Source organism: Stenotrophomonas sp. C3(2023) (assembly GCF_032911385.1).
In the GTDB taxonomy this organism is placed as follows: domain Bacteria; phylum Pseudomonadota; class Gammaproteobacteria; order Xanthomonadales; family Xanthomonadaceae; genus Stenotrophomonas.
This window is the reverse complement of sequence record NZ_JAWJLO010000001.1, coordinates 884,327-907,840: the sequence shown is the minus strand read 5'-3', so window position 1 is coordinate 907,840 and position 23,514 is coordinate 884,327. Positions and strand designations below refer to the sequence as shown.

Annotated in this window: 27 protein-coding genes; 23 read left to right on the top strand and 4 right to left on the bottom strand. The window is 67.1% G+C overall.

What is annotated here, in order from left to right; all coding sequences use genetic code 11:
* Positions 1-50 precede the first annotated feature (50 nt).
* Together RZA67_RS03920 and RZA67_RS03915 are read left to right on the top strand one after the other, a co-directional pair.
* Complete coding sequence (locus RZA67_RS03920) at positions 51-848, top strand: DUF3108 domain-containing protein (protein ID WP_317211295.1); 798 nt, start codon at positions 51-53, stop codon at positions 846-848.
* Between the two features lies 1 nt (position 849).
* Complete coding sequence (locus RZA67_RS03915) at positions 850-1,533, top strand: DUF3108 domain-containing protein (protein WP_317211294.1); 684 nt, start codon at positions 850-852, stop codon at positions 1,531-1,533.
* A gap of 212 nt (positions 1,534-1,745) precedes the next feature.
* On the opposite strand, the gene RZA67_RS03910 is transcribed toward RZA67_RS03915, so the two are convergent.
* The 3 genes from RZA67_RS03910 to RZA67_RS03900 are packed head-to-tail and all read right to left on the bottom strand — an operon-like array spanning position 1,746 to position 3,573.
* A complete protein-coding gene (locus RZA67_RS03910; RefSeq protein ID WP_317211293.1) occupies positions 1,746-2,054 on the bottom strand; it encodes an EF-hand domain-containing protein in 309 nt (102 codons plus the stop codon).
* Positions 2,051-3,322: a UDP-N-acetylglucosamine 1-carboxyvinyltransferase gene (gene murA / locus RZA67_RS03905; protein ID WP_317211292.1), complete on the bottom strand. Its 1,272-nt coding sequence runs from the start codon at positions 3,320-3,322 to the stop codon at positions 2,051-2,053. The genes RZA67_RS03910 and murA overlap by 4 nt, the downstream gene beginning before the upstream one ends.
* Positions 3,323-3,342: 20 nt before the next feature.
* A complete protein-coding gene (locus RZA67_RS03900) occupies positions 3,343-3,573 on the bottom strand; it encodes a BolA family protein (protein ID WP_005408396.1) in 231 nt (76 codons plus the stop codon).
* 54 nt (positions 3,574-3,627) lie between these two features.
* On the opposite strand from RZA67_RS03900, the gene RZA67_RS03895 reads away from it, so the two are divergent.
* The 21 genes from RZA67_RS03895 (at position 3,628) to RZA67_RS03795 (ending at position 22,918) form a co-directional block, all read left to right on the top strand.
* Positions 3,628-4,629, top strand: a complete 1,002-nt coding sequence (locus RZA67_RS03895; RefSeq protein WP_317211288.1) for a KpsF/GutQ family sugar-phosphate isomerase — start codon at positions 3,628-3,630, stop codon at positions 4,627-4,629.
* A gap of 50 nt (positions 4,630-4,679) precedes the next feature.
* Positions 4,680-5,228: an HAD hydrolase family protein gene (locus RZA67_RS03890; RefSeq protein WP_317211287.1), complete on the top strand. Its 549-nt coding sequence runs from the start codon at positions 4,680-4,682 to the stop codon at positions 5,226-5,228.
* Positions 5,225-5,788 carry an LPS export ABC transporter periplasmic protein LptC gene (lptC, locus tag RZA67_RS03885; protein ID WP_317211286.1) on the top strand — a complete coding sequence of 188 codons (564 nt, stop codon included), beginning with the start codon at positions 5,225-5,227 and terminating at the stop codon, positions 5,786-5,788. Before RZA67_RS03890 ends, lptC begins: the two co-directional genes overlap by 4 nt.
* 55 nt (positions 5,789-5,843) lie before the next feature.
* Complete coding sequence (gene lptA / locus RZA67_RS03880) at positions 5,844-6,368, top strand: lipopolysaccharide transport periplasmic protein LptA (RefSeq protein WP_317211285.1); 525 nt, start codon at positions 5,844-5,846, stop codon at positions 6,366-6,368.
* Positions 6,368-7,087: an LPS export ABC transporter ATP-binding protein gene (lptB, locus tag RZA67_RS03875; RefSeq protein WP_317211284.1), complete on the top strand. Its 720-nt coding sequence runs from the start codon at positions 6,368-6,370 to the stop codon at positions 7,085-7,087. Before lptA ends, lptB begins: the two co-directional genes overlap by 1 nt.
* A gap of 40 nt (positions 7,088-7,127) precedes the next feature.
* Entirely contained in the window at positions 7,128-8,564 is a 1,437-nt protein-coding gene (locus tag RZA67_RS03870; protein ID WP_317211281.1) for an RNA polymerase factor sigma-54, read from the top strand.
* Positions 8,565-8,618: 54 nt separating this feature from the next.
* On the top strand, positions 8,619-8,936 hold the full coding sequence (raiA, locus tag RZA67_RS03865) for a ribosome-associated translation inhibitor RaiA (RefSeq protein WP_317211280.1): 318 nt from the start codon (positions 8,619-8,621) through the stop codon (positions 8,934-8,936).
* 21 nt (positions 8,937-8,957) lie between these two features.
* On the top strand, positions 8,958-9,410 hold the full coding sequence (locus tag RZA67_RS03860) for a PTS sugar transporter subunit IIA (protein ID WP_317211279.1): 453 nt from the start codon (positions 8,958-8,960) through the stop codon (positions 9,408-9,410).
* Positions 9,407-10,357, top strand: coding sequence for an HPr(Ser) kinase/phosphatase (hprK, locus tag RZA67_RS03855; protein ID WP_317211277.1), 951 nt, complete (start codon positions 9,407-9,409; stop codon positions 10,355-10,357). The genes RZA67_RS03860 and hprK overlap by 4 nt, the downstream gene beginning before the upstream one ends.
* A gap of 32 nt (positions 10,358-10,389) precedes the next feature.
* Entirely contained in the window at positions 10,390-11,271 is an 882-nt protein-coding gene (rapZ, locus tag RZA67_RS03850; RefSeq protein WP_317211274.1) for an RNase adapter RapZ, read from the top strand.
* Between the two features lie 312 nt (positions 11,272-11,583).
* Positions 11,584-11,976 (top strand): PTS fructose IIA subunit family protein, encoded by a 393-nt coding sequence (locus RZA67_RS03845; RefSeq protein WP_317211272.1) that lies wholly within the window; start codon positions 11,584-11,586, stop codon positions 11,974-11,976.
* Positions 11,969-12,238: an HPr family phosphocarrier protein gene (locus RZA67_RS03840; RefSeq protein WP_317211271.1), complete on the top strand. Its 270-nt coding sequence runs from the start codon at positions 11,969-11,971 to the stop codon at positions 12,236-12,238. The genes RZA67_RS03845 and RZA67_RS03840 overlap by 8 nt, the downstream gene beginning before the upstream one ends.
* 2 nt (positions 12,239-12,240) lie before the next feature.
* On the top strand, positions 12,241-14,007 hold the full coding sequence (ptsP, locus tag RZA67_RS03835; protein ID WP_317211269.1) for a phosphoenolpyruvate--protein phosphotransferase: 1,767 nt from the start codon (positions 12,241-12,243) through the stop codon (positions 14,005-14,007).
* Between the two features lie 206 nt (positions 14,008-14,213).
* Positions 14,214-15,575 carry a magnesium transporter gene (mgtE, locus tag RZA67_RS03830; protein ID WP_317211267.1) on the top strand — a complete coding sequence of 454 codons (1,362 nt, stop codon included), beginning with the start codon at positions 14,214-14,216 and terminating at the stop codon, positions 15,573-15,575.
* Between the two features lie 12 nt (positions 15,576-15,587).
* A complete protein-coding gene (locus RZA67_RS03825; protein WP_317211265.1) occupies positions 15,588-15,854 on the top strand; it encodes a hypothetical protein in 267 nt (88 codons plus the stop codon).
* A gap of 70 nt (positions 15,855-15,924) precedes the next feature.
* Positions 15,925-16,728: a prolyl oligopeptidase family serine peptidase gene (locus RZA67_RS03820; RefSeq protein WP_317211264.1), complete on the top strand. Its 804-nt coding sequence runs from the start codon at positions 15,925-15,927 to the stop codon at positions 16,726-16,728.
* Positions 16,729-17,213: 485 nt separating this feature from the next.
* Entirely contained in the window at positions 17,214-19,019 is a 1,806-nt protein-coding gene (recQ, locus tag RZA67_RS03815) for a DNA helicase RecQ (RefSeq protein ID WP_317211263.1), read from the top strand.
* 99 nt (positions 19,020-19,118) lie between these two features.
* Positions 19,119-19,511 (top strand): CopL family metal-binding regulatory protein, encoded by a 393-nt coding sequence (locus RZA67_RS03810; RefSeq protein WP_317211262.1) that lies wholly within the window; start codon positions 19,119-19,121, stop codon positions 19,509-19,511.
* 77 nt (positions 19,512-19,588) lie between these two features.
* Positions 19,589-21,391, top strand: a complete 1,803-nt coding sequence (locus RZA67_RS03805; RefSeq protein WP_317211261.1) for a copper resistance system multicopper oxidase — start codon at positions 19,589-19,591, stop codon at positions 21,389-21,391.
* Positions 21,388-22,344 carry a copper resistance protein B gene (locus RZA67_RS03800; RefSeq protein ID WP_317211260.1) on the top strand — a complete coding sequence of 319 codons (957 nt, stop codon included), beginning with the start codon at positions 21,388-21,390 and terminating at the stop codon, positions 22,342-22,344. Before RZA67_RS03805 ends, RZA67_RS03800 begins: the two co-directional genes overlap by 4 nt.
* Before the next feature lie 154 nt (positions 22,345-22,498).
* Positions 22,499-22,918, top strand: coding sequence for a response regulator (locus RZA67_RS03795; RefSeq protein WP_317211258.1), 420 nt, complete (start codon positions 22,499-22,501; stop codon positions 22,916-22,918).
* A gap of 56 nt (positions 22,919-22,974) precedes the next feature.
* Here the strand turns inward: RZA67_RS03795 and RZA67_RS03790 are convergent, their stop codons facing one another.
* On the bottom strand, positions 22,975-23,265 hold the full coding sequence (locus RZA67_RS03790; protein WP_317211257.1) for a zf-TFIIB domain-containing protein: 291 nt from the start codon (positions 23,263-23,265) through the stop codon (positions 22,975-22,977).
* Positions 23,266-23,514 lie beyond the last annotated feature (249 nt).

Genomic DNA, 23,514 nt, shown 5'->3' with positions numbered 1-23,514 from the left:
CACTGACCGGCGTTCTGGCATCCTCCCCCCTCCCTTCTGCACTGCCCGGTATGAAGACCACGCCGCTGTCCCGTCCTGCCCTGCTGTTGAGTGCCCTGCTGATGCTGCCTGCGGCGGCCCAGCAGCCTGCTGCACCTGCACCGGCTGCGGCAACGCAGGCACCGCCGCCCGCGTTGTCCGAACTGCCGTGGGAGGCGCCCGCACTGCAGCCCTTCACTGCCACCTACCAGGCCTTCTACAAGGGCAAGGAAGCCGGTGATGCGGTGATGACCGTCACCCACACCGGCGGCGCGCAGTGGCGTGTGGACATGCAGGTCATCGGCCGGCGCGGCTTTGCCAGCGTGCTGGGGCTGAACCTGGAACAGAGCACGGTATTCGAGAACCGTGGCGGGCAATACGTGCCGCTGAGCCAGAGCACGGTGCGCAAAGGCCTGTTCCTCGGCAAGAAAGTCACCGGCACCTATGACTGGCAGGCCGGCACGGCGCGCTGGCAGGGCGATCTGAAAAAGGAACGCACCCAGCCGATCCCGCTGCAGCCGGGCGACCAGAGCGCGCTGCTGCTGAACCTTGCACTGATGCGCGATGCGCGGCCCGGACAGAGCCTGCATTACCGCTACGTCGATGTGGGCCGCGTACGCCAGCATGACTACCAGGCGGCCGCCGAAACCGAAAACGTCGCCGTGGGCGAGCTCAGCTACAACGCCCTGCGGGTCCACCGCACCAATGGCGGCAACGACGAAACCATTCTGTGGATCGCCAACGGCGTTCCCACGCCCGTACGCATCCTGCAACGTGAAGACGGCGAAGACCGCATCGATCTTCGCCTGATCGAATACCAAGGAGTCTGAGATGACCGTATTGAGCCGCCCGATCACCTGGATCGCCGCCACCGCCTTGACCCTGACCAGCCTGCCAGCCATGGCGCTGGCCCCGTTCAAGGCCGAGTACCAGGCCAGTTACATGGGCATGCAGGCCAACGGCAGCATGACCCTGGCCAGCGAAGGCAGTGGCAAATGGCGCTACAGCCTGCAGGTGAAGAATCAGCTTGCCGACCTGCGCCAGAGCACCGTCTTCGAGGAAGCGGGCAACCGCCTGCGTCCGCTGACCAGCGAAGACACCTCGGTGCTGCTGGTCAAGCGTCGCAATGTGCAGGCCACCTACAACTGGACCAGCAACCAGGCCACCTGGACCGGCGATGTGAAGCCGGAGCGCCGTGGCCCGGTGGCGCTGCGCGCCGGTGACATGGATGCGCTGCTGATCAACCTGGCCATCGCCCGCGATGTGGCCGCCAACCGGCCGCTGAACTACCGCATGGTCGATGAGGGCCGCATCAAGCAGATGACCTACCGCGTGGTCGGCAAGGAACAGGTAACAGTGAACGGCCGCAACTACGAGGCGACCAAGGTCTCGCGTGTGGACGGCAACAAGGAACTGCTGGCCTGGATCGTGCCGGAGTTCCCGGTGCCGACCCGCCTGCTGCAGCGTGAGAGCGGCAAGGACGCGCTCGACCTGACCATCAAGTCGATGAATTGATACGTTGACCGGTCGATACGGGGTGACGACCAACGGTCGTCACCTACCAGAGGCTGCAGCCAACGCGTGATGAAGCCGGTAGGTGACGACCGTTGGTCGTCACGCTGTTGCGCACGCCGGACACCGGGCGCTACGAAAGCACGGCGGTGCCGCAGAGATGTGACGACCAACGGTCGTCACCTACCAGACGCTACGGTGGCGGGCAGTGCCCCTTATTCGGGCTTGGCCTCGCCGAACACCGTGCGGCAATCGACCCGGATCTGTTCGCCGCTGCGGCGCCAGACGAAGGTGCGGCAGTGCCGGTTGCCTTCCTGGGTTTCGGTCACGCCCACCGCGTAGAACGACTGCAGGATCTCATCACGGGTCACCGTGCCGTCGCCGTTCCAGTCCATGTCCTTCTGCTCGATGCCCTGCGTGATGGCGATGCCGGCGTACCAGGCATAGCCCAGCCACGCCAGCACGATCAGCACCAGCACCAGCAACGCCTTGCGGCGACGGGTGAAGCGGCCGCGCAGAATCATGCGATGCGCCGGATACCGGCCCCCAGTGACCCCAGCTTCTCTTCGATGTTCTCGTAGCCGCGGTCGAGGTGGTAGATACGGTCGATGGTGGTATCACCGTCGGCCATCAGCCCGGCCAGGATCAACGATGCCGAAGCGCGCAGGTCGGTGGCCATCACCGGCGCACCGCTCAGACGCTCGGCACCGCGGACGATGGCGGTATGGCCTTCGACCTGGATGTCCGCACCCAGACGCAGCAGCTCGTTGACGTGCATGAAACGGTTTTCGAAGATCGTTTCGTTGATCACCCCGACCCCTTCGGCAACGCAGTTGAGCGCCATGAACTGGGCCTGCATGTCGGTGGGGAACGCCGGGTAAGGCGCGGTGGTCAGGTTGACCGCCTTGGGCCGCTTGCCCTGCATGTCCAGGGTGATGGAGTCGGCGGTGGTCTCGATGTGCGCACCGGCTTCCACCAGCTTGGCCAGCACCGCGTCCAGCGTATCCGGGCGGGCACGGTTGACGGTGACCTTGCCGCCGGTCATCGCCGCCGCCACCAGGAAGGTGCCGGTCTCGATGCGGTCCGGCAGTACTTCGTGGCGCCCACCTTCCAGGCGCTCGACGCCCTCGATCACCAGCCGGGCGGTGCCCAGGCCCTCGATCTTCGCGCCGAGCGCGATCAGGCAGTGCGCCAGGTCGGTGACTTCCGGTTCCATCGCGCAGTTGTCCAGCACGGTGGTGCCTTCGGCGAGCACCGCAGCCATCAGCACATTCTCGGTGCCGGTGACGCTGACCATGTCGAAGGTGAAGTGACCGCCCTTGAGCCGCTTGGCCGTGGCCTTGATGAAGCCGTTCTCCACCACGATGTCCGCGCCCAGTGCCTGCAGGCCCTTGATGTGCTGGTCCACCGGCCGCGAGCCGATGGCACAGCCGCCGGGCAGCGACACTTCGGCCGCGCCGTGGCGGGCCAGCAGCGGGCCCAGCACCAGGATCGAGGCGCGCATGGTCTTGACCAGCTCATACGGGGCCACATGCTGGTTCACCGAGCGCGGGTCGACCACGATCGCACTGCCGCGCGACAGCGTGCCCTGGTCGATGGTGACCTTGGCGCCCAGCTCACCCAGCAGCTTCACCGTGGTCACCACGTCGTGCAGGTGCGGCACGTTGGTGATTTCCACCGGCGCGTCGGCCAGCAGCGTGGCGCAGAGGATGGGAAGTACGGCGTTCTTGGCGCCGGAAATGCTCACTTCACCGTGCAGCGCTTTGCCGCCGGTCACAACGATCTTGGCCATGTATGGGATTCTTGTTCGGGTCAGCCGGCTTCGGCCGGGGTCACGGTTTTCAGTGCCAGCGCGTGGATCGCACCGCCCATCAGGTCGCCGAGGGTGGCGTAGACCATGCGGTGACGGGCCAGCGGCATCTTGCCGGCAAAGGCCTCGCAGACCACGGTCGCTTCGAAGTGCACGCCATCGTCGCCCTGCACGTCGGCGCGGGCGCCCGGCAGGCCGGTTTCGATCAGATTGCGGATGGTGTCGGCGTCCAACGGGCTTTCCTAATAAAATGTCGGCTCATTCTACTTCCGCTGCGTGGCGTCCGCATGGTCGATTCCAACCTGCCCCCCTCCTCCGCCGAGCCGGCCGCCCTGGTCGCCAGCGGCCAGCGGGTGTTCGACATCGAAGGCCAGGCCCTTGCCGCCGTGGGTGGCCGCCTGGGTGAGGCGTTCGCGCAGGCCTGCCAGCACATCCTGCGCTGCGGCGGGCGGGTGGTGGCCACCGGCATGGGCAAGTCGGGCCATGTGGCACGCAAGATCGCCGCCACCCTGGCCTCCACCGGCACCCCCGCCTTTTACGTGCATCCCGGTGAAGCCGGTCACGGCGACCTCGGCATGATCACCGAGGCCGATGTGGTGCTGGCCCTTTCCTACTCGGGCGAGTCGGACGAACTGCTGATGCTGCTGCCGGTGCTCAAGCGCCAGGGCAATGTGCTGATCGCCATGACCGGCCGGCCGCAGTCCACTCTGGCCCGCGCCGCCGACGTGCATCTGGACGTGAGCGTGCCGGCCGAAGCCTGCCCGCTGGCACTGGCCCCGACCTCCAGCACCACCGCCTCGCTGGCGATGGGCGATGCGCTGGCGGTGGCCCTGCTCGATGCCCGCGGCTTCACCGCCGATGACTTCGCCCGCTCGCATCCGGCCGGCAGCCTCGGCCGCCGCCTGCTCCTGCACATCACCGACGTGATGCATACCGGCGAGGAACTGCCCAAGGTCGACGAGGGCGCCAGCCTGAGCCAGGCGCTGGTGGAAATGAGCCGCAAGCGACTGGGCATGACCGCCGTGGTCGACGCACACGAGCGCCTGATCGGCCTGTTCACCGACGGCGATCTGCGCCGGGCGCTGGACAGCGCACTGGATGTGCGTACCGCCAGCATTGCCGAGGTGATGACCCGCAACCCGCGTACGATCGGTGCCGACCAGCTGGCGGTGGAAGCCGCGCGCCTGATGGAAACCCATAAAATCAATGGACTGATCGTCGTTGACGGCGCCGGCCGCGCGGTCGGCGCGCTGAACATTCATGACCTGTTGCGGGCGCGGGTGGTTTAACCCAAGGTAATAGCCCCCATTCAGTCACTACCCGGACCCGATACCCTGCCATGCCCTGGTCACCGCTGCCCGCCTTCCCCACCCACCTGCATGCCACTGCGGCCCGCATCCGCCTGGCCTGCTTCGACGTGGACGGCACGCTCACCGACGGTCGGCTCTACTACGACCGGGACGGCAACGAGAGCAAGGCGTATTACGTGCAGGACGGTCTGGGCCTGAAACTGCTGCAGCGGCACGGCATCCATCCGGTGCTGATCACCGCGCGCAACAGCCAGTCGGCACTCAAGCGCGGGGCTGACCTGGGCATCGACACGCAGATCGCCGTCGGTGACAAGCTCTCCAGCGTCAAGGCGTTGGCAGACCAGCACGGCATCGGGCTGGACCAGGTCGCCTTCCTCGGCGACGACCTGCCCGACCTGGCACCGCTGTGCCAGGTGGGTCTGGCCGTAGCGCCGTCCGACGCCCATCCGTGGGTGGCCGAGCGCGTGCATTGGCAGACAGGGGCCGCCGGCGGCCGCGGCGCCGCTCGCGAACTGTGCGATGTACTGCTGGCAGCGCAGGGCAGAATCGATGCCGTACTGGCGGAGTTTGGCGCATGAACAACCGAAGCATCATTGGCGGCATCCTGCTGGTGGTTGTGCTGCTCAGTGGCTGGGCGCTGCTGCGTGAGCGGCAGAAACCACTGGAGGTGACCGTGGACGATGGCACCACTGATTACGTGCTGCACGACTTCCAGATCGTGGCACTGGACGACCAGGGCAAGGAATCCACCACCCTGCGTGCGCCCAAGCTGGAGCGCACGCGTGCCGATCAGACCGTGGCCATCGCCACGCCGGTGTTCGAGATGCCTGATGACCAGGGCCAGCACTGGACCCTGCGCGCCGATACCGGCTGGCTCAGCCCCAAAGGCGATGAACTGAAACTGCAGGGCAACGTCTCCGGCGACAGCCCGACCACCGGCAATACGCCGCCCACCACGTTCCGTACCACCCACCTGGACGTGTTTCCGAAGGACAAGAAAGCGCGCACCGATGCCCGTGTGACCATGACCCGCCCGGGCATGGAGCAGGCCGGCACCGGTTTCGAGGTCGATTCAGCTGCCAACACCTACCGCTTCCTCAGTTCGGTAAAATCCCGCTATACGCCCACCGCGCGTTGACTGCGCGGCATCCGCGGGCCGCACCGGCCGCGCGGCCCCACTTAAGAGATGATCGATGAAGACCGCCACCTCCCGCGCATTGCTCGTCCTGGCCTCACTGGTCCTTGCCGGTTCGGCCCTGGCCAGATCCAGCGACCGCAATGAGCCGATGACCATCGACGCCGGTGCACAGAGCGGCACGCTGACCGGCGATGGCAAGACCACCCTGTCCCAGGGCGTCATCATCACCCAGGGCACGCTGGACCTGCGCTCGGCCGATGCCGAAATCCACCTGCGCGGCGGCGAGCCTGTGCGGGTGATCTTCAACGGCCGCCAGGCGACCATGAAGCAGCAGCTCGACGACGGCAGCTGGATGGACGCCAAGGCCGACCGCATCGACTACGACGTGACCTCGGAAATCATCACCCTGACCGGCAACTACAACGTGGTCAGCGCGCGGGGTACCAACGCCGGCCAGCGCATGGTCTACAACACCCGTACCGGCGAGATGAACAGTGGTGGCGATGGCACGCGCGTTCGCACCGTCATCCAGCCCAAGAACAAGACCGCCACGCCCGCTGCGGGCCAGGGGAAGAAGTAATGCTCGTCGCCAAGGGCCTGCGCAAGGCGTACAAGCAGCGCGAGGTGGTGAAGGACTTCGGCCTGACCCTGGAAGCCGGTGAGGTCGTCGGCCTGCTCGGTCCCAACGGCGCCGGCAAGACCACCTGCTTCTACATGATCGTCGGCCTGGTGGCGGCCGACGCCGGCACCATCGTGCTCGATGGCACCGACATCACCAGCGACCCGATGTATACGCGCGCCAAGCGCGGCGTGGGCTACCTGCCGCAGGAGCCTTCGGTGTTCCGCAAACTGACCGTGGCCGACAACCTGCGTCTGGTGCTGGAACTGCGCGAAGACCTGGACCGCGCCGGCCGCGAGCGCGAGCTCACCAGCCTGCTCGAGGAGCTGCAGCTGACCCACGTGGCCGAGCAGCTCGGTGCCAGCCTCTCCGGCGGCGAGCGTCGTCGCTGCGAGATCGCCCGCGCGCTGGCCGCGCAGCCGCGCCTGATCCTGCTGGATGAACCATTTGCCGGCGTCGACCCGATTTCGGTCGGCGAGATCCAGCGCATCGTCACCCATCTCAAGCAGCGCGGCATCGGCGTGCTGATCACCGACCACAACGTCCGCGAGACGCTGGGCATCTGTGACCGCGCCTACATCCTGGCCGAAGGCAAGGTGCTGGCGCAGGGCGCACCGGACGACCTGCTGCAGAACGCCGACGTGCGCCGGGTGTATCTGGGCGACGCCTTCAAGCTGTGAGGGCGACCGCCGAACCTCTCGTTCTGTGTTCGGCACAGGCATGAAAACACGGCTGCAGACATCGCTGGGGCAGCAGCTGGTCATGACGCCGCAGCTGCGTCAGGCCATCAAGCTGCTGCAGATGTCCAGCACCGAGCTTGAGCTTGAGATCGCTGCTGCGGTGGAGAGCAATCCGCTGCTCGAATGGGCCTACGCTGCCGAGGCCCACGCGCCTGATCCGGCTGGCAGTGAGCCCGCTGCCAGCCCGGCCGACAACAGCAGCGGAGTGGCCGAGGCAGGCGGCCCCGACGATGACGGGCGCCCGGCCGAACTGGACTGGACCGGCGCCGCCAGCGGCGGCGGATTCGACGACGACGAGGCGAGCAGCGCAGCCGAGCGTGTCGCCCAGACCGAGACCCTGGCTGACCACCTGCTGTGGCAGCTGCACCTGTCGCACCTGACGCCGCGCGACCGCAGCATCGGCGCGGTGCTGATCGACGCTCTGGACGATGACGGGTACCTGCGCGAGCCGCTCACGGCCATTGCCGAGAGTCTGCTGCCCGGCATCCGGGCTGACCATGCGCAGATTCTCACCGTGCTGCACCAGATCCAACGCTTCGACCCGCCCGGCGTCGGTGCCCGCACGCTCGGCGAATGCCTGCAGCTGCAGCTGGCGCTGCTGGCGCCGGATCACCCGGGTCGTGAGCTGGCCCTGCAGATCGCCGCTGGCCCGTTGGAGCGGCTGCCGCGCAGCGGTGCGATCGGTCTGGCCCAGGAACTCAAGCAGCCGGTGGCCGATGTGGACACCGCCATCGCCCTGCTTCGCTCGCTCGATCCGCGGCCGGGTGCGCGCATTGCCGCCGTGGAGCAGGACGCCTATGTCATACCGGATGCGGTCATCTGGCGGCACAACGGGGTGTGGCGTGCGGCACTGGCCGGCCATGCCGGGCCCCGGGTGGTCATCCATCGCGGCTACGAACAGCTGATCGGCCGCTGCGGCGAGGCCGACGCCGGCTACCTGCGCGGGCAGCTGCAGGAGGCGCGCTGGCTGCTCAAAGGGCTGGAGGCCCGCGGCGAAACCCTGCTGCGGGTGGTGCGCAGCCTGATCCAGCAGCAGGCAGGCTTTCTGGAGTTCGGCGCGCAGGCGCTGCGCCCGCTCACCCTGCGTGAGGTGGCCGGTGAGCTGGGCCTGCACGAGTCGACCATCTCCCGTGCCATCGCCCGCAAACACGTGCGCACACCGCGCGGCACGATCGCATTACGGACGTTTTTCGCCTCCGGCATCGACACCGACGGGGGTGGCGAAGCTTCAAGCACCGCGATCCAGGCGATGCTGCGCCGCCTCATCGACAACGAGAACCCGCGAAAACCGCTTTCTGACGCCAAGCTGGCTGACCTGCTCAAAAACGCAGGTATCCCGGTGGCGCGAAGGACCGTTGCGAAGTATCGTGAAGCCATGAACATTTCCGCCTCCCACGAGAGAGTCAGAATCGCTTGACGCCCACGCGCCGGCGGAGAGGTTCATTGGCAAAACCCCATCAGGAGGAAACCGATGCGCATCGAAACGTTTGGCAAAGATGTCGAAGTGACCCCGGCTCTGCAGAGCTATGTTGAAGAAAAGCTCGCCCGGATCGGCAAGCACTACGACCAGCATTGCGAGGCGCGCGTCACCCTCAAGCTGCAGAAGACCGAACACCACGTCGATGCCAGCCTGAACATCCCCGGCCAGACGCTGCATGCCGAGGCCAGCGGACAGACCATGTACGCCGCCATCGATGTGCTGGCTGACAAGCTCGACCGACTGGTAATCAAGCACAAGGAAAAGAAACAGCAGCACGCACCGGTGCCGGTGAGCGACAATGGCGACTGATGCCATCGTCTGCTTGTTGATATGCCCCTGACCGACCTTATGGCTGCCGTGCGGACCCGGATCTGCACGGCGGCTGACCGGGATAGCGTCCTGCTCGCCGCCGCCCAGCTGCTGGCGTGCGAGCAGGCCAACGCTGAACAACTGCATGCAAACCTGCGCGCGCGCGAAGCGCTGGGCAGTACTGCCATCGGCCATGGCATCGCCATCCCGCACGGCCGCGCTCCCGCGCTGGACCGTCCCCGTGGCGCCCTGCTGCGGCTGGAGGCACCGGTGGATTTCGGCGGCGATGAGCCGGTGGATCTCGTGTTCGCCATCGCCGTGCCAACCCATTACACCCATCAGCACCTCATGCTGCTGTCCGAGCTGGCCGAGCTGTTCTCCGAGCCGGGCATCCGCCAAGCGCTGCGCGAAGCGCAGACTGCTGAGCAGCTGCACCAGATCATTGCCTTCCCTCCACCGGCCAGCGCCGCATGAATACCAGCATCACCGCACGTGAACTGTTCGACCAGCAGCGCGAGCGTCTGGCTCTGCGCTGGGTCGCTGGACAGAAAGGCGAAAAGCGCGAGCTTGAAGCAGGCAATACGGTTTCGCGCCGTCCTTCGCTGGCCGGCTACCTCAACGCGATCTACCCCAACAAGGTGCAGATCCTGGGTTCAGAGGAGCTGTCCTGGCTGGACTCGCTGGACTCACGGCAGCGCTGGGAAGTGATCGAAAAGATCATGCATTCGCACCCGTTGGCGCTGGTGATCACCCGCAACCAGCCCTGCCCGGAAGACCTGCGCGCGGCGGCAGACGAATCGCAGACGCCGCTGTGGGTGTCGCCCAAGCGTGGGCATGAGCTGCTCAACCATCTTTCCTACCATCTGGCCCGCACCCTGGCGCCGCGGGTGATCCTGCATGGCGTTTTCATGGAGATCTACTCCATCGGCGTGCTGATCACCGGCGAGGCAGGGTCGGGCAAGAGCGAGCTGGCACTGGAGCTGTTGAGTCGCGGACACCGGCTGGTGGCCGATGACGCCCCCGAGTTCACCCAGATCGCCCCGGACGTGCTCGACGGCACCTGCCCCGAGCTGCTGCAGGATCTGCTGGAAGTGCGGGGCCTGGGCGTGCTCAACGTGCGCGAGATGTTCGGTGATACAGCGGTAAAGAAGAACAAGTATCTTCGGCTGATCGTTCACCTCACCAAGCCGATGACCGAGCCCACGCCCCATGGTTACGAGCGCCTGACCGGCGATTCCGGCACGCGCCACGTGCTGGATCTGGACGTGCCGCTGATCACGCTTCCGGTGATGCCCGGACGCAACCTCTCGGTACTGACCGAAGCGGCGACCCGTCTGCATATCCTGCGCACCAAGGGCATCGATCCGGCTGCGATGTTCATCGCACGCCACAGCAATCTGCTCGAGCGCCGCACGCCCTAGCCCCCGTTCACCACCGCCGCAAAGAGTCCGCCATGAACAGTATTACCCGTCCTGCCTCGACCCTGATGATCATCAGCGGCCTGTCCGGCTCGGGCAAGTCCGTTGCCTTGAAAACCTTTGAAGACCAGGACTACTACTGCTCGGACAACCTGCCGATCCGCCTGCTGCCGGCTTTCGTCCGCAGTGTGCTGGGCGAAGCGGAGGCGGCGCCGCGGCGTCTGGCGGTCGGCATCGATGTGCGCGGACAGAGCGATCTGACGCAGCTGGGCGACTGGCGGCAGCAGGCGCTGGACGCCGGCGTACAGGCGCAGCTGCTGTTCTTCGAGGCCAGCGACGAGTCTCTGCTCAAACGCTATGCCGATACCCGCCGGCGCCACCCCTTGAGCCAGATGGGATTGTCGCTGCCCGAAGCCATCGCGCGCGAACGCGAACTGACCGCGCCGCTGCGCGAGGCCGCCGACGCGGTGATCGACACGACACATCTGAATGTGCACCAGCTGCGCCGACGCCTGGTCACCGAGTACACGCTCGGGCACAGCAGCCGGCTGTCGCTGCTGTTCGAATCGTTCGCCTACAAGCGCGGCGTGCCGGCCGAGGCGGACTTTGTGTTCGACGCGCGGGTGTTGCCCAACCCGCACTGGAACCCGGACCTGCGACCGCTGAGCGGGCGCGAGGGTGGCGTACGCGATTTCCTCGAAGCCGAACCGGAGGTGCAGACGTATGTGGCACAACTGGTCGATTTTCTCGACACCTGGCTGCCGAAGCTGGGCAGCGACACCCGCAGCTACGTAACCGTGTCCTTTGGTTGCACCGGCGGCAAACACCGCTCGGTATTCCTGGCCGAACGGATGGCACGACATGCCCGCGAACAGGGCTGGGAAGACGTGGCAACGTATCACCGCGAACTGGAGTGAGTCGCCACGCTTCGCTTCGGGTGGATGACACCCCCACGCCGCTGTCGCTCCTCCAGCCGTGGTAGGTGACGACCGTTGGTCGTCACGCTCCTGCTCTGGCTTCTGCGGCGCCCCGAACGCGTGACGACCCACGGTGGTCACCTACCACGGCACCGGCGGTGCGCCGCTCCGGGCCCCTGCCTTTTCGATCCCGCTTCCGTGGCGCCCCCCCCCCCCCCCAGACCACGGCTGCCCAGCTGTTCCTGAATACGGAACAGTGCGGCTTCTACATACTGCTATCGCAGGGTCATACCGACCTGTTAACGTTCAGACATGACCTGTGGCATTCTCCTTGTGACACACCCGGGAATCGGGCCCGCGCTGCTTGAGGTGGCCACCCGGCTCCTGCGGCATCTGCCGCTGAAGACTGAAGCGTTCGAAGTACCGTTCGATGCAGACCTGGATGCGTTGCTTCCGCTGGCCTCGGCCGCGTTGCGGCGGGTGGACGGGGGCGACGGCGTGCTGATCCTGACCGACCTGTACGGCGCCAGCCCCAGCAACCTGGCCGCGCAGCTGGCACGTCTGGGAACGCCGGCGCGTCGGGTTGCGGCACTGAACCTGCCGATGATGCTGCGGGTCATGAACTATCCCGAACAGGGACTGGATCAACTGCAGGCGACCGCGGCAGCGGGCGCCCGAAATGGAGCAATTTTCGACGATGCTTGAACGAGAACTCACCGTAAGCAACCGCCTGGGCCTGCATGCGCGCGCGACAGCCAAGCTGGTGCAGGAACTGGCACCGTTCCGCTGCAACGTCACCATGGCCGCCAAAGGCCGGGAGATCAACGCCAAGAGCATCATGGGCGTCATGCTGCTGGCTGCCGGCCAGGGCACGCCGGTGACCATCCGCATCAGTGGCGAAGATGAAGCCGCTGCCATGGATGCGGTGGTATCCCTGTTCGAGCGTCGTTTCGACGAGGACAGCTGAGCATGCCGCGCGCGCGTGCTGGACTGGCACCCACCGGCCTGCGGCCGGTGCAGCTGCTGTCCGGCCACGGCGCTGCGCGGGGTACGGCGCTGGGGCGTGCACGCGTGCGTCTGCCGCACAAACTGGAAGTGGCCGAACAGCGTGTCGCGCCAACCCAGGTCGAAGCCGAACTTGACCGGCTTCATCGCGCCATCGAGTCGGCCCGCGCTGAAATGCATGACCTGCGCCAGCGACTGCAGGGTGCCCTTGAACAGGCCGCCGGTGAATTCCTCGACCTGCACGCCCTGCTGCTGGACGACCCGGAACTGCTCTACGGTCTGGATGAGCTGATCCGCAGCGGCCCGTACAGTGCCGGCTACGCGCTGCGCCTGCAGCGCGACCGCCTGGCCAAGGTCTTCGATGGCATGGACGATGCCTACCTGAAGAGCCGCATGGACGATCTGGACCATGTCATCGGCCGCATCCACGCGTTCCTGCCCGGCAACCAGCCGCCGGCGGTGAAAGGCATGGCCGGGGAGATCCTGGTCTGCGACACCGTCGCTCCCTCGGAAATGGCCCAACTGCAGGCACAGGGCGTGGTGGCCATCGTCAGCGCGGCCGGCAGCGCGCTCTCGCACAGCGCCATTCTCGCCCGCAGCCTGCATCTGCCATTGATCGTCAACGCGCCCCACGTGCTCAGCCGCATCGTTGATGGCGATGTGCTCATTGTCGATGGCAGCGACGGCAGCATCACCGTCAACCCGCAGGCCGACAACCTGCGCGACTATCGCATCCGTCTGAAAGAGCACGCGCGGGAACAGCGCGAGCTCGGCCGCCTGCGCAGCAAACCCAGCCGCACCCGCGACCAGGTGGACATCGCCCTGATGGCCAACGCCGAGTCGCTGGAGGATGTCACCCAGGCGCATGCCTTCGGCGCGCAGGGGCTGGGCCTGTACCGCACCGAATTCCTGTTCCTGCAACGCAACGAGCTGCCCAGCGAAGACGAGCAGTTCCAGACCTACCGCGATGCCGCACTGGGCATGAGCGGGCGGCCGGTCACCATCCGCACGCTCGACCTGGGCGCCGACAAGGCGGACCGCACCGGGCTGGTGCTGGGCAATGAAGAAAACCCGGCCCTCGGCCTGCGCGGCGTGCGCCTGTCACTGGCACGCCCCAAGGTCGCCGACACCCAGCTGCGCGCGATTTTGCGTGCGTCGGCCTACGGCAAGCTGCGCGTGCTGGTGCCGATGGTCAGTAGCCGCGACGAACTGCTGGCGGTGCGCCGGCGCATGAGCCGGCTGACCGCCGAGCTGCGTACGCAGGGCCATGAAGTGGCCGAGCACGTACCGCTCGGCGCGATGATCGAAGTCCCCGCCGCCGCCATCGCGCTGGAGACGTTCATCGACCAGGTGGAGTTCCTCTCCATCGGCACCAATGATCTGGTGCAGTATCTGCTGGCAGCGGACCGCAACAACGAGGCGCTGGGCGAGCTGTATTCCCCGCTGCACCCGGCGGTGCTGCGGCTGCTGTCAATGGTGATCGAGACCGGGCAACGGCATCGCCTGCCGGTGGCCGTCTGCGGTGAAATCGCCGGTGACGCGCGGCTGACCCCTCTGCTGCTGGCACTGGGCCTTACCGAGTTCAGCCTGCACCCGGGTACGCTACTGGAAGTGCGGCGCGCGGTACGCGAGGCAGACCTGGGTGCCCTGCGTGCACGTGCCGGCAAGTTGCTGGCCGCGCGCGACCGACGCGGCATCGAGCGCTGGCTGGCGTTGACCGCCAACGCCTGACCGGGCGCTGCCCGGCTCGATTCTGGTCCGGTCGCGCTGATCCGCGGCGCTGCGCGCGCAGCCGACCGTGGGGTCGGCTCTACCGGAGCATGGACCCGGCGGCCTATCGCCGGTCACACAGCCTTGCGATAATGACGCGCTGACCACCGCATTTACGGCATCCTTGCTCAAGCGCGGCCACTTTCTTTTCTTCCGCGGGAGCTGCGATGGCCGAAGCCGTACGCCACGACAAGACTGCGCGCCAGCTGCGGCTGTTGTCCGATGCGCTGGACAGCGGCCGGCTGGGTCCGGTACGCCGCCTGGTCAACACGCTCGCCCCGGCCGAGATCGGCAACCTGCTTGAGTCGCTTCCGCCCGGGAAGCGCGAGGTGGTGTGGGGCCTGGTCGACCCCGAAGACGACGGTGAGGTGCTGGTCCATGTCGGCGACGAAGTGCGTGAAAGCCTGCTGGCCGACATGGACCCGGACGAGATCATCGCCGCGGTCGAAGACCTCGACATCGATGACCTGGCCGACCTGGTCGAAGACCTGCCGGACACGGTCATCGACGAGGTCCTCAAGTCGATGGACCGGGAAAACCGCGAGCGCCTGGAACAGGTCCTGTCCTACCCCGAGGACAGCGCCGGCCGCCTGATGAATCCCGACGTGGTCACCGTGCGTGCCGACGTCAACGTCGATGTGGTGCTGCGTTACCTGCGCCTGCGCGGCGAACTGCCCGACCATACCGATCACCTGTTCGTGGTCAGCCGCCGTCACCAGTATCTGGGCCGCGTGTCGCTGGCCGCGCTGGTCACCCATGAAGACACTACTCCCATCAACCGTCTGATCGACGATGAGCAGCCGGCCATCGATGTGGGTGAGAGTGATGAGGAAGTGGCCCGTCAGTTCTCCGACCATGACTGGGTCTCGGCACCGGTGGTGGACGACAACAACATCCTGCTCGGCCGCATCACCATCGATGACGTGGTCGATATCATCCGCTCGCAGGCCGAGCACCAGGCATTGGGCGCGGCCGGTCTGGACGAAGAAGAAGACCTGTTCTCGCCGATCAAGCGCGCCGTGCGTGGCCGCGTGGTCTGGCTGGGCATCAATCTGTGCACGGCCTTCCTGGCCGCTACGGTCATCGGCCAGTTCGAGGTGACCCTGCAGAAGGTGGTGGCGCTGGCCGTGCTGATGCCCATTGTCGCCGGTGTGGGTGGCAACGCCGCCGTGCAGGTGCTGACCCTGATGGTGCGCGGTATCGCACTGGGCCAGGTCGGCGCCAGCAACGCACGCATCCTGCTGTGGAAGGAGACGCGCGTGGCGTTGATCAACGGCACGCTGATCGGCACGCTTGTCGGCGCGATCGCGTTTGCGTGGTTCCACAGCTGGCTGCTGTCGATCGTGATCACGCTGGCGCTGATCATCAACTTCATGGCCGCCGCGTTGTCCGGTGTGCTGCTGCCCCTGCTGCTCAAGCGCATGAACGTCGACCCGGCCGTGGCCGGCACGGTGGTGGTGACCGCGGTGACCGACGTGATGGGGTTCTTCAGCTTCCTCGGCCTGGCCACCCTGATCCTGCTGCACTGACCGGAGCCCACCATGGCCACCACCATCGAAAACTACTTCACCCCCGGCTGGCGCGAGCAGCTGCACACCTGCGCCGCCTGTGAATGGAAGGGCAGCTCGCGTGCGATGGTGATGGAGCTGGACGAAGAGGCCACCGAGTACGATTGCCCGGTCTGCGAGAATCCGCTGCTGGTGGTAATGCATCCCGACCTGGCCCAGGTGCAGGCCGCTGCGGCCGACGGCAATGCCGAGGCGCGCGAGCAGCTGGAGATTCTCGCCAGCGCGCCACGCGCAGGCTGATGCGCTGCACGATGCGGCCCTTGCACAGCGGCGATAGCATGCTGACGTTCCCGACCCGAAGAGCCCGACCATGCTCCGCCGCCTTGCCCGTTCCCTGCCCCTGCTGGCCCTGCTGATGCTGCTGGGTGCCTGCAACCGCACCAGCGCTCCGAAAGAGGCCGGCACGTTCCAGTCGCGTGTGGTCACCGTCAACGGCCAAAGCAGCCAGTACCAGGTGTTCGTGCCCGCCGCCAGCGCGCGCAAGGAGGGCCTGCTGCCGGTGGTGCTGTTCCTGCATGGCTCGGGTGAACGTGGCCGTGATGGCAGCAGGCAGACCGAAGCGGGCCTCGGTCCGTACCTGCGCGCCCATGCCAGCGAGTTTCCCGCGCTGGTGGTGATGCCGCAGGTGCCGGACGACGAGGAATGGGCCGGGCACAACAACGCCGTGGCGCTGGCGGCGCTGGACGCGGCGATCAAGGAGTTCGGGGGCGATCCGGACCGCCAGTACCTGACCGGCATGTCGATGGGCGGCTACGGCAGCTGGAACATCGCCCTGGCCGAGCCGCAGCGTTTTGCCGCGCTGGTGCCGGTATGCGGCGCGGTGCGCGCCCCGCGTCCGGAGCGGCAGACCCTGTTCGTGGAAGCGGTGGCCAACGAAGCCGATCCCTATGCCGCGCTCGCGCAGCGGCTGAAGCAGGTACCGGTGTGGATGTTCCATGGTGCCAAGGATGACGTCGTTCTTCCTGATGACGATCGCCGACTTCACGCCGCTTTCCAGGCCGCAGGCGCCCGCGACGCACGGTACACCGAGTATCCCGACGGCAACCACAACGCCTGGGACGCCACCTACGCCGACCCGGCCATGTGGACCTGGCTGCTGGCCCAGCACCGCTGAGCGCCCGTGGTAGGTGACGACCGTTGGTCGTCACGCCTTCGCTCCTGCCCTTGGTAGGTGACGACCGTTGGTCGTCACGCCTTTGCTGTTGCCCTCGGTAGGTGACGACCGTTGGTCGTCACGCCTTTGCTGTTGCCCGTTTTCCGCAGGAAAACGCCGGCCCCCTTCTCTCTTTCAGCGCCATGAACTCTGTGAGAACAGCCGTCGAACCATCGGAAAGTGACGCTGCAGTCGCCAGGATTCTGTCCTGGGTCGGGTAGCAGGGGCTTGCAGGAGTGTGAGCCGCATGGATGCGGCGACCAAGCCCCCATGGATGGGTTTACGGCGTCTCCTGCAAGCCCCTGCTACCCGGCCCCACCAGGAGGCCGCCGTTGCGGTTGCGGTTGCGGTTGCTGTTGCGATTGCTGTTGCTGTTGCTGTTGCTCCCGCTTCTGCGGGTGCCGGGCGGCAGCCCGGCCGCACCCCCGGCGGGGTAAACTAGGGTGATGGCTTCCCGTCCCGCGCTTGACCTGCTCGCCCGCGTCTTTGGTTACGACAACTTCCGTGGTCCCCAGCAGGACATCGTGGAGCATGTGGCCGCCGGGCACGATGCCCTCGTGCTCATGCCCACCGGTGGCGGCAAGTCGCTGTGCTACCAGGTCCCGGCCCTGCTGCGCGATGGCTGCGGGATCATCATCTCGCCGCTGATCGCGCTGATGCAGGACCAGGTCGAGGCCCTGCGCCAGCTCGGTGTACGGGCCGAATACCTCAATTCCACGCTCGATGCGGAAACGGCCGGGCGCGTCGAGCGCGCCCTGCTCGCCGGTGAGCTGGACATGCTGTATGTCGCGCCGGAACGGCTGCTCACCGGGCGCTTCCTGTCGCTGCTGGCGCGCAGCCGGATCGCCTTGTTCGCCATCGACGAGGCACACTGCGTCTCGCAGTGGGGGCACGACTTCCGCCCCGAATACCGCCAGCTCACCGTGCTGCACGAGCGCTGGCCGGACGTGCCGCGCATCGCCCTGACGGCCACCGCCGACCCGCCAACCCAGCGCGAGATCGCCGAGCGGCTCGATCTGACCCAGGCCCGCCACTTCGTCAGCTCGTTCGATCGCCCGAACATCCGCTATACCGTGGTGCAGAAGGACAATGCGCGCAAGCAGCTCACCGACTTCCTGCGCGGACACCGCGACGAGGCCGGCATCATCTACTGCCTGTCCCGACGCAAGGTTGAGGAAACCGCTGACTACCTGAGCGGCCAAGGATTCAACGCCCTTCCCTACCATGCCGGCCTGCCGGCCGAGGTGCGCGCGGCCAACCAGCGCCGGTTCCTGCGCGAGGACGGCATCGTCATGTGCGCCACCATCGCCTTCGGCATGGGCATCGATAAACCCGACGTGCGCTTCGTCGCCCACACCGACCTGCCCAAGTCGATGGAGGGGTACTACCAGGAAACCGGACGTGCCGGCCGTGACGGCGAGCCGGCCGAAGCCCTGCTGTGCTACGGGCTGGGCGATGTGGTGCTGCTCAAGCAGATGATCGAACAGGGCGAGGCCAGTGAGGAACGCAAGCAGCTCGAGCGCGCCAAGCTGGACCATCTGCTGGGCTACTGCGAGTCCATGCAGTGCCGACGCCAGGTGCTGCTGGCCGGATTCGGTGAAACCTACCCTGAGCCCTGCGGCAACTGCGACAACTGCCTCTCGCCGCCGGCGGCCTGGGATGCCACCGTACCGGCGCAGAAGGCGCTGAGCTGCGTGTTCCGCAGCGGCCAGCGCTACGGCGTGGGTCACCTGATCGACATCCTGCGCGGCAGCGAGAACGACAAGATCCGTCAGGTCGGCCACGACAAGCTGAGCACCTATGGCATCGGCCGCGACCTGGACAGCCGCACCTGGCGCAGCGTGTTCCGCCAGCTGGTGGCGGCGAGCCTGCTGCAGGTGGACAGCGAGAACCACGGTGGTCTGCGCTTGACCGAAGCCAGCCGCGAGGTGCTCAAGGGTCAGCGCACGATCCGCATGCGCCGCGAGAATCCGGCCAGCCCCAGTGGCCGCGAGCGCAGCGCGCAGCGCACCGGGCTGTCGGTGCTGCCGCAGGATCTGGCCCTGTTCAACGCGCTGCGCGGCCTGCGTGCCGAGCTGGCGCGCGAGCAGAACGTGCCCGCGTTTGTGATCTTCCACGACAGCACGCTGCGCAACATCGCCGAGCAGCGCCCGACCTCGCTGGACGAGCTGGCACGGGTAGGCGGCATCGGCGGCAGCAAGCTGGCCCGCTACGGGCCGCGCCTGATCGACATCGTCGCCGAGCAGGGCTGACCGCCGCGCGGCGATGGGGCAGCAAGGCAGCCGGGCAAGTCTGGCGGCACGAGCGCCCTCCCCCGTGCATCCTGAGCGGGTTGCAGGTAAGGTAGCGCCATGCCATTGCCGTCGCTGCTGCTGCGCCTGTTGTTGATGATCAGCCTCGTCCTGAACGGGCTGAACATCGCGGTGGCCGCACCGATGGCCGCCCGTGTCGCCGCAGCCGCTGAAGTGCACGCAGCCGATCACCGACCGGTGCAACCACCGTGTCACGACGCAGCGCCGGTCGTGCACGGGTCTGCTCAAGCGCACGGGGGACTGGAGTCGGCTGCCGCCGACCACTGTCAGATCAAGGACTGCCTGCGCAGCTGCGCGCAGCAGCCGGCACTGGTGCTCGGCATCGCGCTGTTGCCTGCCGGGCCCTATGGCACGGTCGTGCCACAGGGTGCTCACGGCCCGGACCGGCCCTCACCGGCATTGCCGCAGATTTCGCGTCCTCCCATCGCCTGAGCCGGTGCTGCGCGCCGTGGCGCGCCCCGTGATGCTGGCCAGTCGGCCAGCGCCCTCCTGCGTCTGGAGTTTTTCTGATGAGCGTTTTCTCTTCCGACGGCCGCCGTCCCGCGCTGCCGTCCCGCCGCCTGTTCGTGCAGGGTCTGGCCGCCGGTGGCGTGGTCGCCGGGCTGGGCGCGGCCGGCCTGCCCGCCCGCGCCTCCGCAGCTGCCGGCCGCGGCCGCGCGCTGGCCGCCGCCCCGCAGGTCCTGCAACAGCAGCACCTTACCCTGGCCATCGGCGAGTCGGCGGTGAACTTCACCGGCCGCACGCGACCGGCCATCACCGTCAACGGCAGCCTGCCCGCGCCGATCCTGCGCTGGCGCGAAGGCCAGACGGTGGACATCCACGTGCGCAACACACTCGCCCACCACCCCACCTCCATTCATTGGCACGGCATTCTGCTGCCCGCCAACATGGACGGGGTACCCGGCCTGAGCTTCAACGGGATCGCACCCGGGCAGACCTGGCACTACCGGTTCACCCTCAACCAGTCGGGCACCTACTGGTATCACAGCCATTCCATGTTCCAGGAACAGGCCGGGCTGTACGGCGCGCTGATCATCGATCCGCTGCAGCCGCCGCCTTACCGCTACGACCGTGAGCATGTGGTGCTGCTCTCCGACTGGACCGACCTGGACCCGGGCGCACTGTTCCGCCGCATGAAGAAGCTGGCCGAGCACGACAACTACTACCGGCGCACCCTGCCCGACTTCCTGCGCGATGTGCGGCGCGACGGCTGGTCAGCCGCACTGGCCGACCGCGGTATGTGGGGCCGGATGCGGATGACACCCACCGACATCTCCGACATCAATGCGCACACCTACACGTACCTGATGAACGGAACCACGCCCGCAGGCAACTGGACTGGACTGTTCCGCCCCGGCGAAAAGATCCTGCTGCGCTTCATCAACGGCGCGGCGATGACCTATTTCGATGTGCGCATTCCCGGGCTGAAGATGACGGTGGTGGCGGCCGACGGCCAGTACATCCATCCGGTCAGCGTCGACGAGTTCCGCATCGCCCCGGCAGAGACCTTCGATGTGCTGGTCGAACCCAGCGGCCAGGATGCCTACACCGTGTTCTGCCAGGACATGGGCCGCACCGGCTTTGCCGCCGGTACGCTGGCGGTACGTCATGGCCTGCAGGCGCCGGTTCCGGTCAATGATCCCCGTCCGCTGCTGACCATGGCCGACATGGCCCACGACATGGGCGCTCATGGCGGGCATGACCACGCCGGCGTGGCCGCGATGGCGACACCCTCCGGCGGGCACGCGGGGCATGGGGGTCATGGTGGGCATGGCGGCACCGGGCCCAGCGTCCAGCATCCGGCCAGCGAACGCGGCAACCCGTTGGTGGACATGCAGAGCAATGCCACCCAGCCACGCCTGGACGATCCGGGCATCGGACTGCGCGACAACGGACGCAGCGTCCTGACCTATGGCGCCATGCGCAGTCTGTTCGACGACCCTGACGGGCGCGAGCCGGGTCGCGAGGTGGAACTGCATCTGACCGGACACATGGAAAAATTCGCCTGGTCCTTCGATGGCATTCCCTTTGCCAGCGCCGAGCCGCTGCGGCTGAAGTACGGCGAGCGCATGCGCATCGTGCTGGTCAACGACACCATGATGCAGCACCCGATCCACCTGCATGGGGTGTGGAGTGATCTGGAAGATGCACAGGGCGCGTTCCAGCTGCGCAAGCACACAGTGGACGTGCCGCCAGGCACCCGCCGCAGCTACCGCGTGCGGGCCGACGCACTGGGCCGCTGGGCGTTCCATTGCCACCTGCTGTACCACATGGAAGCCGGGATGATGCGCGAAGTGAGGATCGAAGAATGACGCGCACTCTGCTGAAAACCGGTCTGCTCGCCAGCGTCCTGCTGCTGCCACCAGCGGCCGCCGCCCAGTCGCATGCTCACCACGGCCACGGCGCGCCCCTGGCCTCGCGCGAGCCGGCCAGCGACGCAGCGGGGGCACCTGCGCAGCCAGACCATTCGATGATGGACCATTCGACCATGGACCATTCGAGGATGGACCACGCCTCGATGGCGCCACCCCATGCAGGCCATGCCGCCACCATGCCTGCGCCACGCGCGCCGATCCCTGTGCTTACTGACGCCGACCGCGCGGCCGCGTTTCCGCCGATCGATCATGGCGCCATGCTCCACGCCTCGCCCCTCAACAGCCTGCTGCGGGTCGAGCGCCTCGAGCACTGGGAAGGCCAGCAGGGCACCGGACAGAACTGGGAGCTCAGCGGCTGGTTCGGCACCGATCTGGACCGGGTCTGGCTGCGCAGCGAAGGCGAGCGCCGTGACGGGCACACCCGCTCAGCCGACGTGGAACTGCTGTACGGGCGCGCCGTGTCGCCGTGGTGGGACCTGCTGGTCGGCGTACGCCAGGATCTGCTGCCTGGCGATGGCCGCAGCTGGGCCGCATTCGGCATACAGGGGCTGGCACCGTACAAGTTCGAAACCTCGGCCACCGTGTACGTCGGCGCGGGTGGCCAGGTGATGGCCAAAGCCGAGGTGGAGTACGAGGTCCTGCTGAGCAACCGGCTGATCCTGCAGCCCCTGCTGGAGGCCACGGCAGCTACCCGCTCAGAGCCTTTACGCGGCATCGGCGCCGGTCTGAACAAGGTCGAAGCCGGTCTGCGGCTGCGCTATGAGGTCAGCCGCCGCTTCGCCCCGTATATCGGTGTCAGCCATGAGCGGCATTTTGGCGATGCAGCCCGGTCTACCGGCCACCATGCCCGCGATACCCGCTGGCTGGCCGGCGTGCGGCTGTGGTTCTAGCGGGGCGGCAGACTGGGGGCGGTAACATGCCCGTCCTCGGGCCTGCACGCCGGGCTCACCTCCCCCCTCGGCATACTTGCGCCCCACCGACACCGGTCGGTGGGTGCGCAGGCCTGGACCGGCGCCATTCCCCGTTGTACGGAGCCATCGTTCCATGCTGTTGTCCCGACGCCATGTGCAGCCTCGCGTTCTGCTGATCGAAGATGCCGAAGAAACCCTCGAACTGAGCCGGCTGACGCTGGAAAGCCAGGCCTGCGAAGTGGTCGCGGTCAGTTCCGCCGAAGCCGCGCTTGGTCTGCTGGGGGCCGGTGAACGCTTCGACCTGCTGTTCACCGACGTCTGCCTGGGTGCCATCAGCGGACTGGAGATCGCCAAGCGCGTGCGCGCCTCCTACCAGCACCTGCCGATTCTGGTGACCTCGGGCCTGGAGCCGCACCGCGTGCTGCCCGAACTCGGCAACGGCATGCACTTCCTGCCCAAGCCCTACTGCATGAGCGAGCTGCTGGACGCCATCCGCCGTTGCTTCAACGATGTCGATCCCAGCCTGCCGCCGGGACAGCGCGAGGCCGCCTGAAGTCTGCTTGCCGGCCGCGCATGGGCCCGCCCCGGGGTTGCACGGAACCGGCGGACTCAGAGATCGAGCAGGTCGGCCATGAAGGTGGCTGCCTGGCGCCCGGCGCGTATGTCCGTGCGAGCCGCACGCTGGCCCAGATGGCGCGTGTCGCGATGGCGCAGGGTCAATGACCCGGGGCTGGCCGCAGGTCCACCGGCCTGCGCGGACGCAGTCGCTGGAGGCGGGTTCAATGCCTCCAGCGCGGTGCGTGGCAGCCATACCCCACCACAGCCTGTGCACGCGGCAACCTCGATGCCCTGGCACTGATGGGCCTGCAGCGACGGGGTTGCGCAGGCGGGACAGTTCATCAGCCTACTCCAGTTCGAACGGTCGCCCACTCTAGTACATCCCTGCGCGCACGCAGCGCGCTGGATACATGTCGCTTTCAACCACCCCACGCCGGGAGGGGCCGGTGATGGAGCACGTGCCAGCGACACGATGTGCCGCAAAAAACGCGTGATGACACTGCCTTCACGGGCAGAAGCCGCTCTCGGACCCGTGGTGATGCAACAGTTGCAAGTCTTCTTATAGAGACGGTTTCGCCCTGCACCTAGGAT

Excerpts from the sequence above, each read along its gene's own strand:
- RZA67_RS03920 (WP_317211295.1), top strand. The coding sequence starts at position 51 with ATGAAGACCACGCCGCTGTCCCGTCCTGCCCTGCTGTTGAGTGCCCTG.
- RZA67_RS03915 (WP_317211294.1), top strand. The coding sequence starts at position 850 with ATGACCGTATTGAGCCGCCCGATCACCTGGATCGCCGCCACCGCCTTG.
- RZA67_RS03910 (WP_317211293.1), bottom strand. The coding sequence starts at position 2,054 with ATGATTCTGCGCGGCCGCTTCACCCGTCGCCGCAAGGCGTTGCTGGTG.
- murA (WP_317211292.1), bottom strand. The coding sequence starts at position 3,322 with ATGGCCAAGATCGTTGTGACCGGCGGCAAAGCGCTGCACGGTGAAGTG.
- RZA67_RS03895 (WP_317211288.1), top strand. The coding sequence starts at position 3,628 with ATGGTCGATTCCAACCTGCCCCCCTCCTCCGCCGAGCCGGCCGCCCTG.
- RZA67_RS03890 (WP_317211287.1), top strand. The coding sequence starts at position 4,680 with ATGCCCTGGTCACCGCTGCCCGCCTTCCCCACCCACCTGCATGCCACT.
- lptC (WP_317211286.1), top strand. The coding sequence starts at position 5,225 with ATGAACAACCGAAGCATCATTGGCGGCATCCTGCTGGTGGTTGTGCTG.
- lptA (WP_317211285.1), top strand. The coding sequence starts at position 5,844 with ATGAAGACCGCCACCTCCCGCGCATTGCTCGTCCTGGCCTCACTGGTC.
- lptB (WP_317211284.1), top strand. The coding sequence starts at position 6,368 with ATGCTCGTCGCCAAGGGCCTGCGCAAGGCGTACAAGCAGCGCGAGGTG.
- RZA67_RS03870 (WP_317211281.1), top strand. The coding sequence starts at position 7,128 with ATGAAAACACGGCTGCAGACATCGCTGGGGCAGCAGCTGGTCATGACG.
- raiA (WP_317211280.1), top strand. The coding sequence starts at position 8,619 with ATGCGCATCGAAACGTTTGGCAAAGATGTCGAAGTGACCCCGGCTCTG.
- RZA67_RS03860 (WP_317211279.1), top strand. The coding sequence starts at position 8,958 with ATGCCCCTGACCGACCTTATGGCTGCCGTGCGGACCCGGATCTGCACG.
- hprK (WP_317211277.1), top strand. The coding sequence starts at position 9,407 with ATGAATACCAGCATCACCGCACGTGAACTGTTCGACCAGCAGCGCGAG.
- rapZ (WP_317211274.1), top strand. The coding sequence starts at position 10,390 with ATGAACAGTATTACCCGTCCTGCCTCGACCCTGATGATCATCAGCGGC.
- RZA67_RS03845 (WP_317211272.1), top strand. The coding sequence starts at position 11,584 with ATGACCTGTGGCATTCTCCTTGTGACACACCCGGGAATCGGGCCCGCG.
- RZA67_RS03840 (WP_317211271.1), top strand. The coding sequence starts at position 11,969 with ATGCTTGAACGAGAACTCACCGTAAGCAACCGCCTGGGCCTGCATGCG.
- ptsP (WP_317211269.1), top strand. The coding sequence starts at position 12,241 with ATGCCGCGCGCGCGTGCTGGACTGGCACCCACCGGCCTGCGGCCGGTG.
- mgtE (WP_317211267.1), top strand. The coding sequence starts at position 14,214 with ATGGCCGAAGCCGTACGCCACGACAAGACTGCGCGCCAGCTGCGGCTG.
- RZA67_RS03825 (WP_317211265.1), top strand. The coding sequence starts at position 15,588 with ATGGCCACCACCATCGAAAACTACTTCACCCCCGGCTGGCGCGAGCAG.
- RZA67_RS03820 (WP_317211264.1), top strand. The coding sequence starts at position 15,925 with ATGCTCCGCCGCCTTGCCCGTTCCCTGCCCCTGCTGGCCCTGCTGATG.
- recQ (WP_317211263.1), top strand. The coding sequence starts at position 17,214 with ATGGCTTCCCGTCCCGCGCTTGACCTGCTCGCCCGCGTCTTTGGTTAC.
- RZA67_RS03810 (WP_317211262.1), top strand. The coding sequence starts at position 19,119 with ATGCCATTGCCGTCGCTGCTGCTGCGCCTGTTGTTGATGATCAGCCTC.
- RZA67_RS03805 (WP_317211261.1), top strand. The coding sequence starts at position 19,589 with ATGAGCGTTTTCTCTTCCGACGGCCGCCGTCCCGCGCTGCCGTCCCGC.
- RZA67_RS03800 (WP_317211260.1), top strand. The coding sequence starts at position 21,388 with ATGACGCGCACTCTGCTGAAAACCGGTCTGCTCGCCAGCGTCCTGCTG.
- RZA67_RS03795 (WP_317211258.1), top strand. The coding sequence starts at position 22,499 with ATGCTGTTGTCCCGACGCCATGTGCAGCCTCGCGTTCTGCTGATCGAA.
- RZA67_RS03790 (WP_317211257.1), bottom strand. The coding sequence starts at position 23,265 with ATGAACTGTCCCGCCTGCGCAACCCCGTCGCTGCAGGCCCATCAGTGC.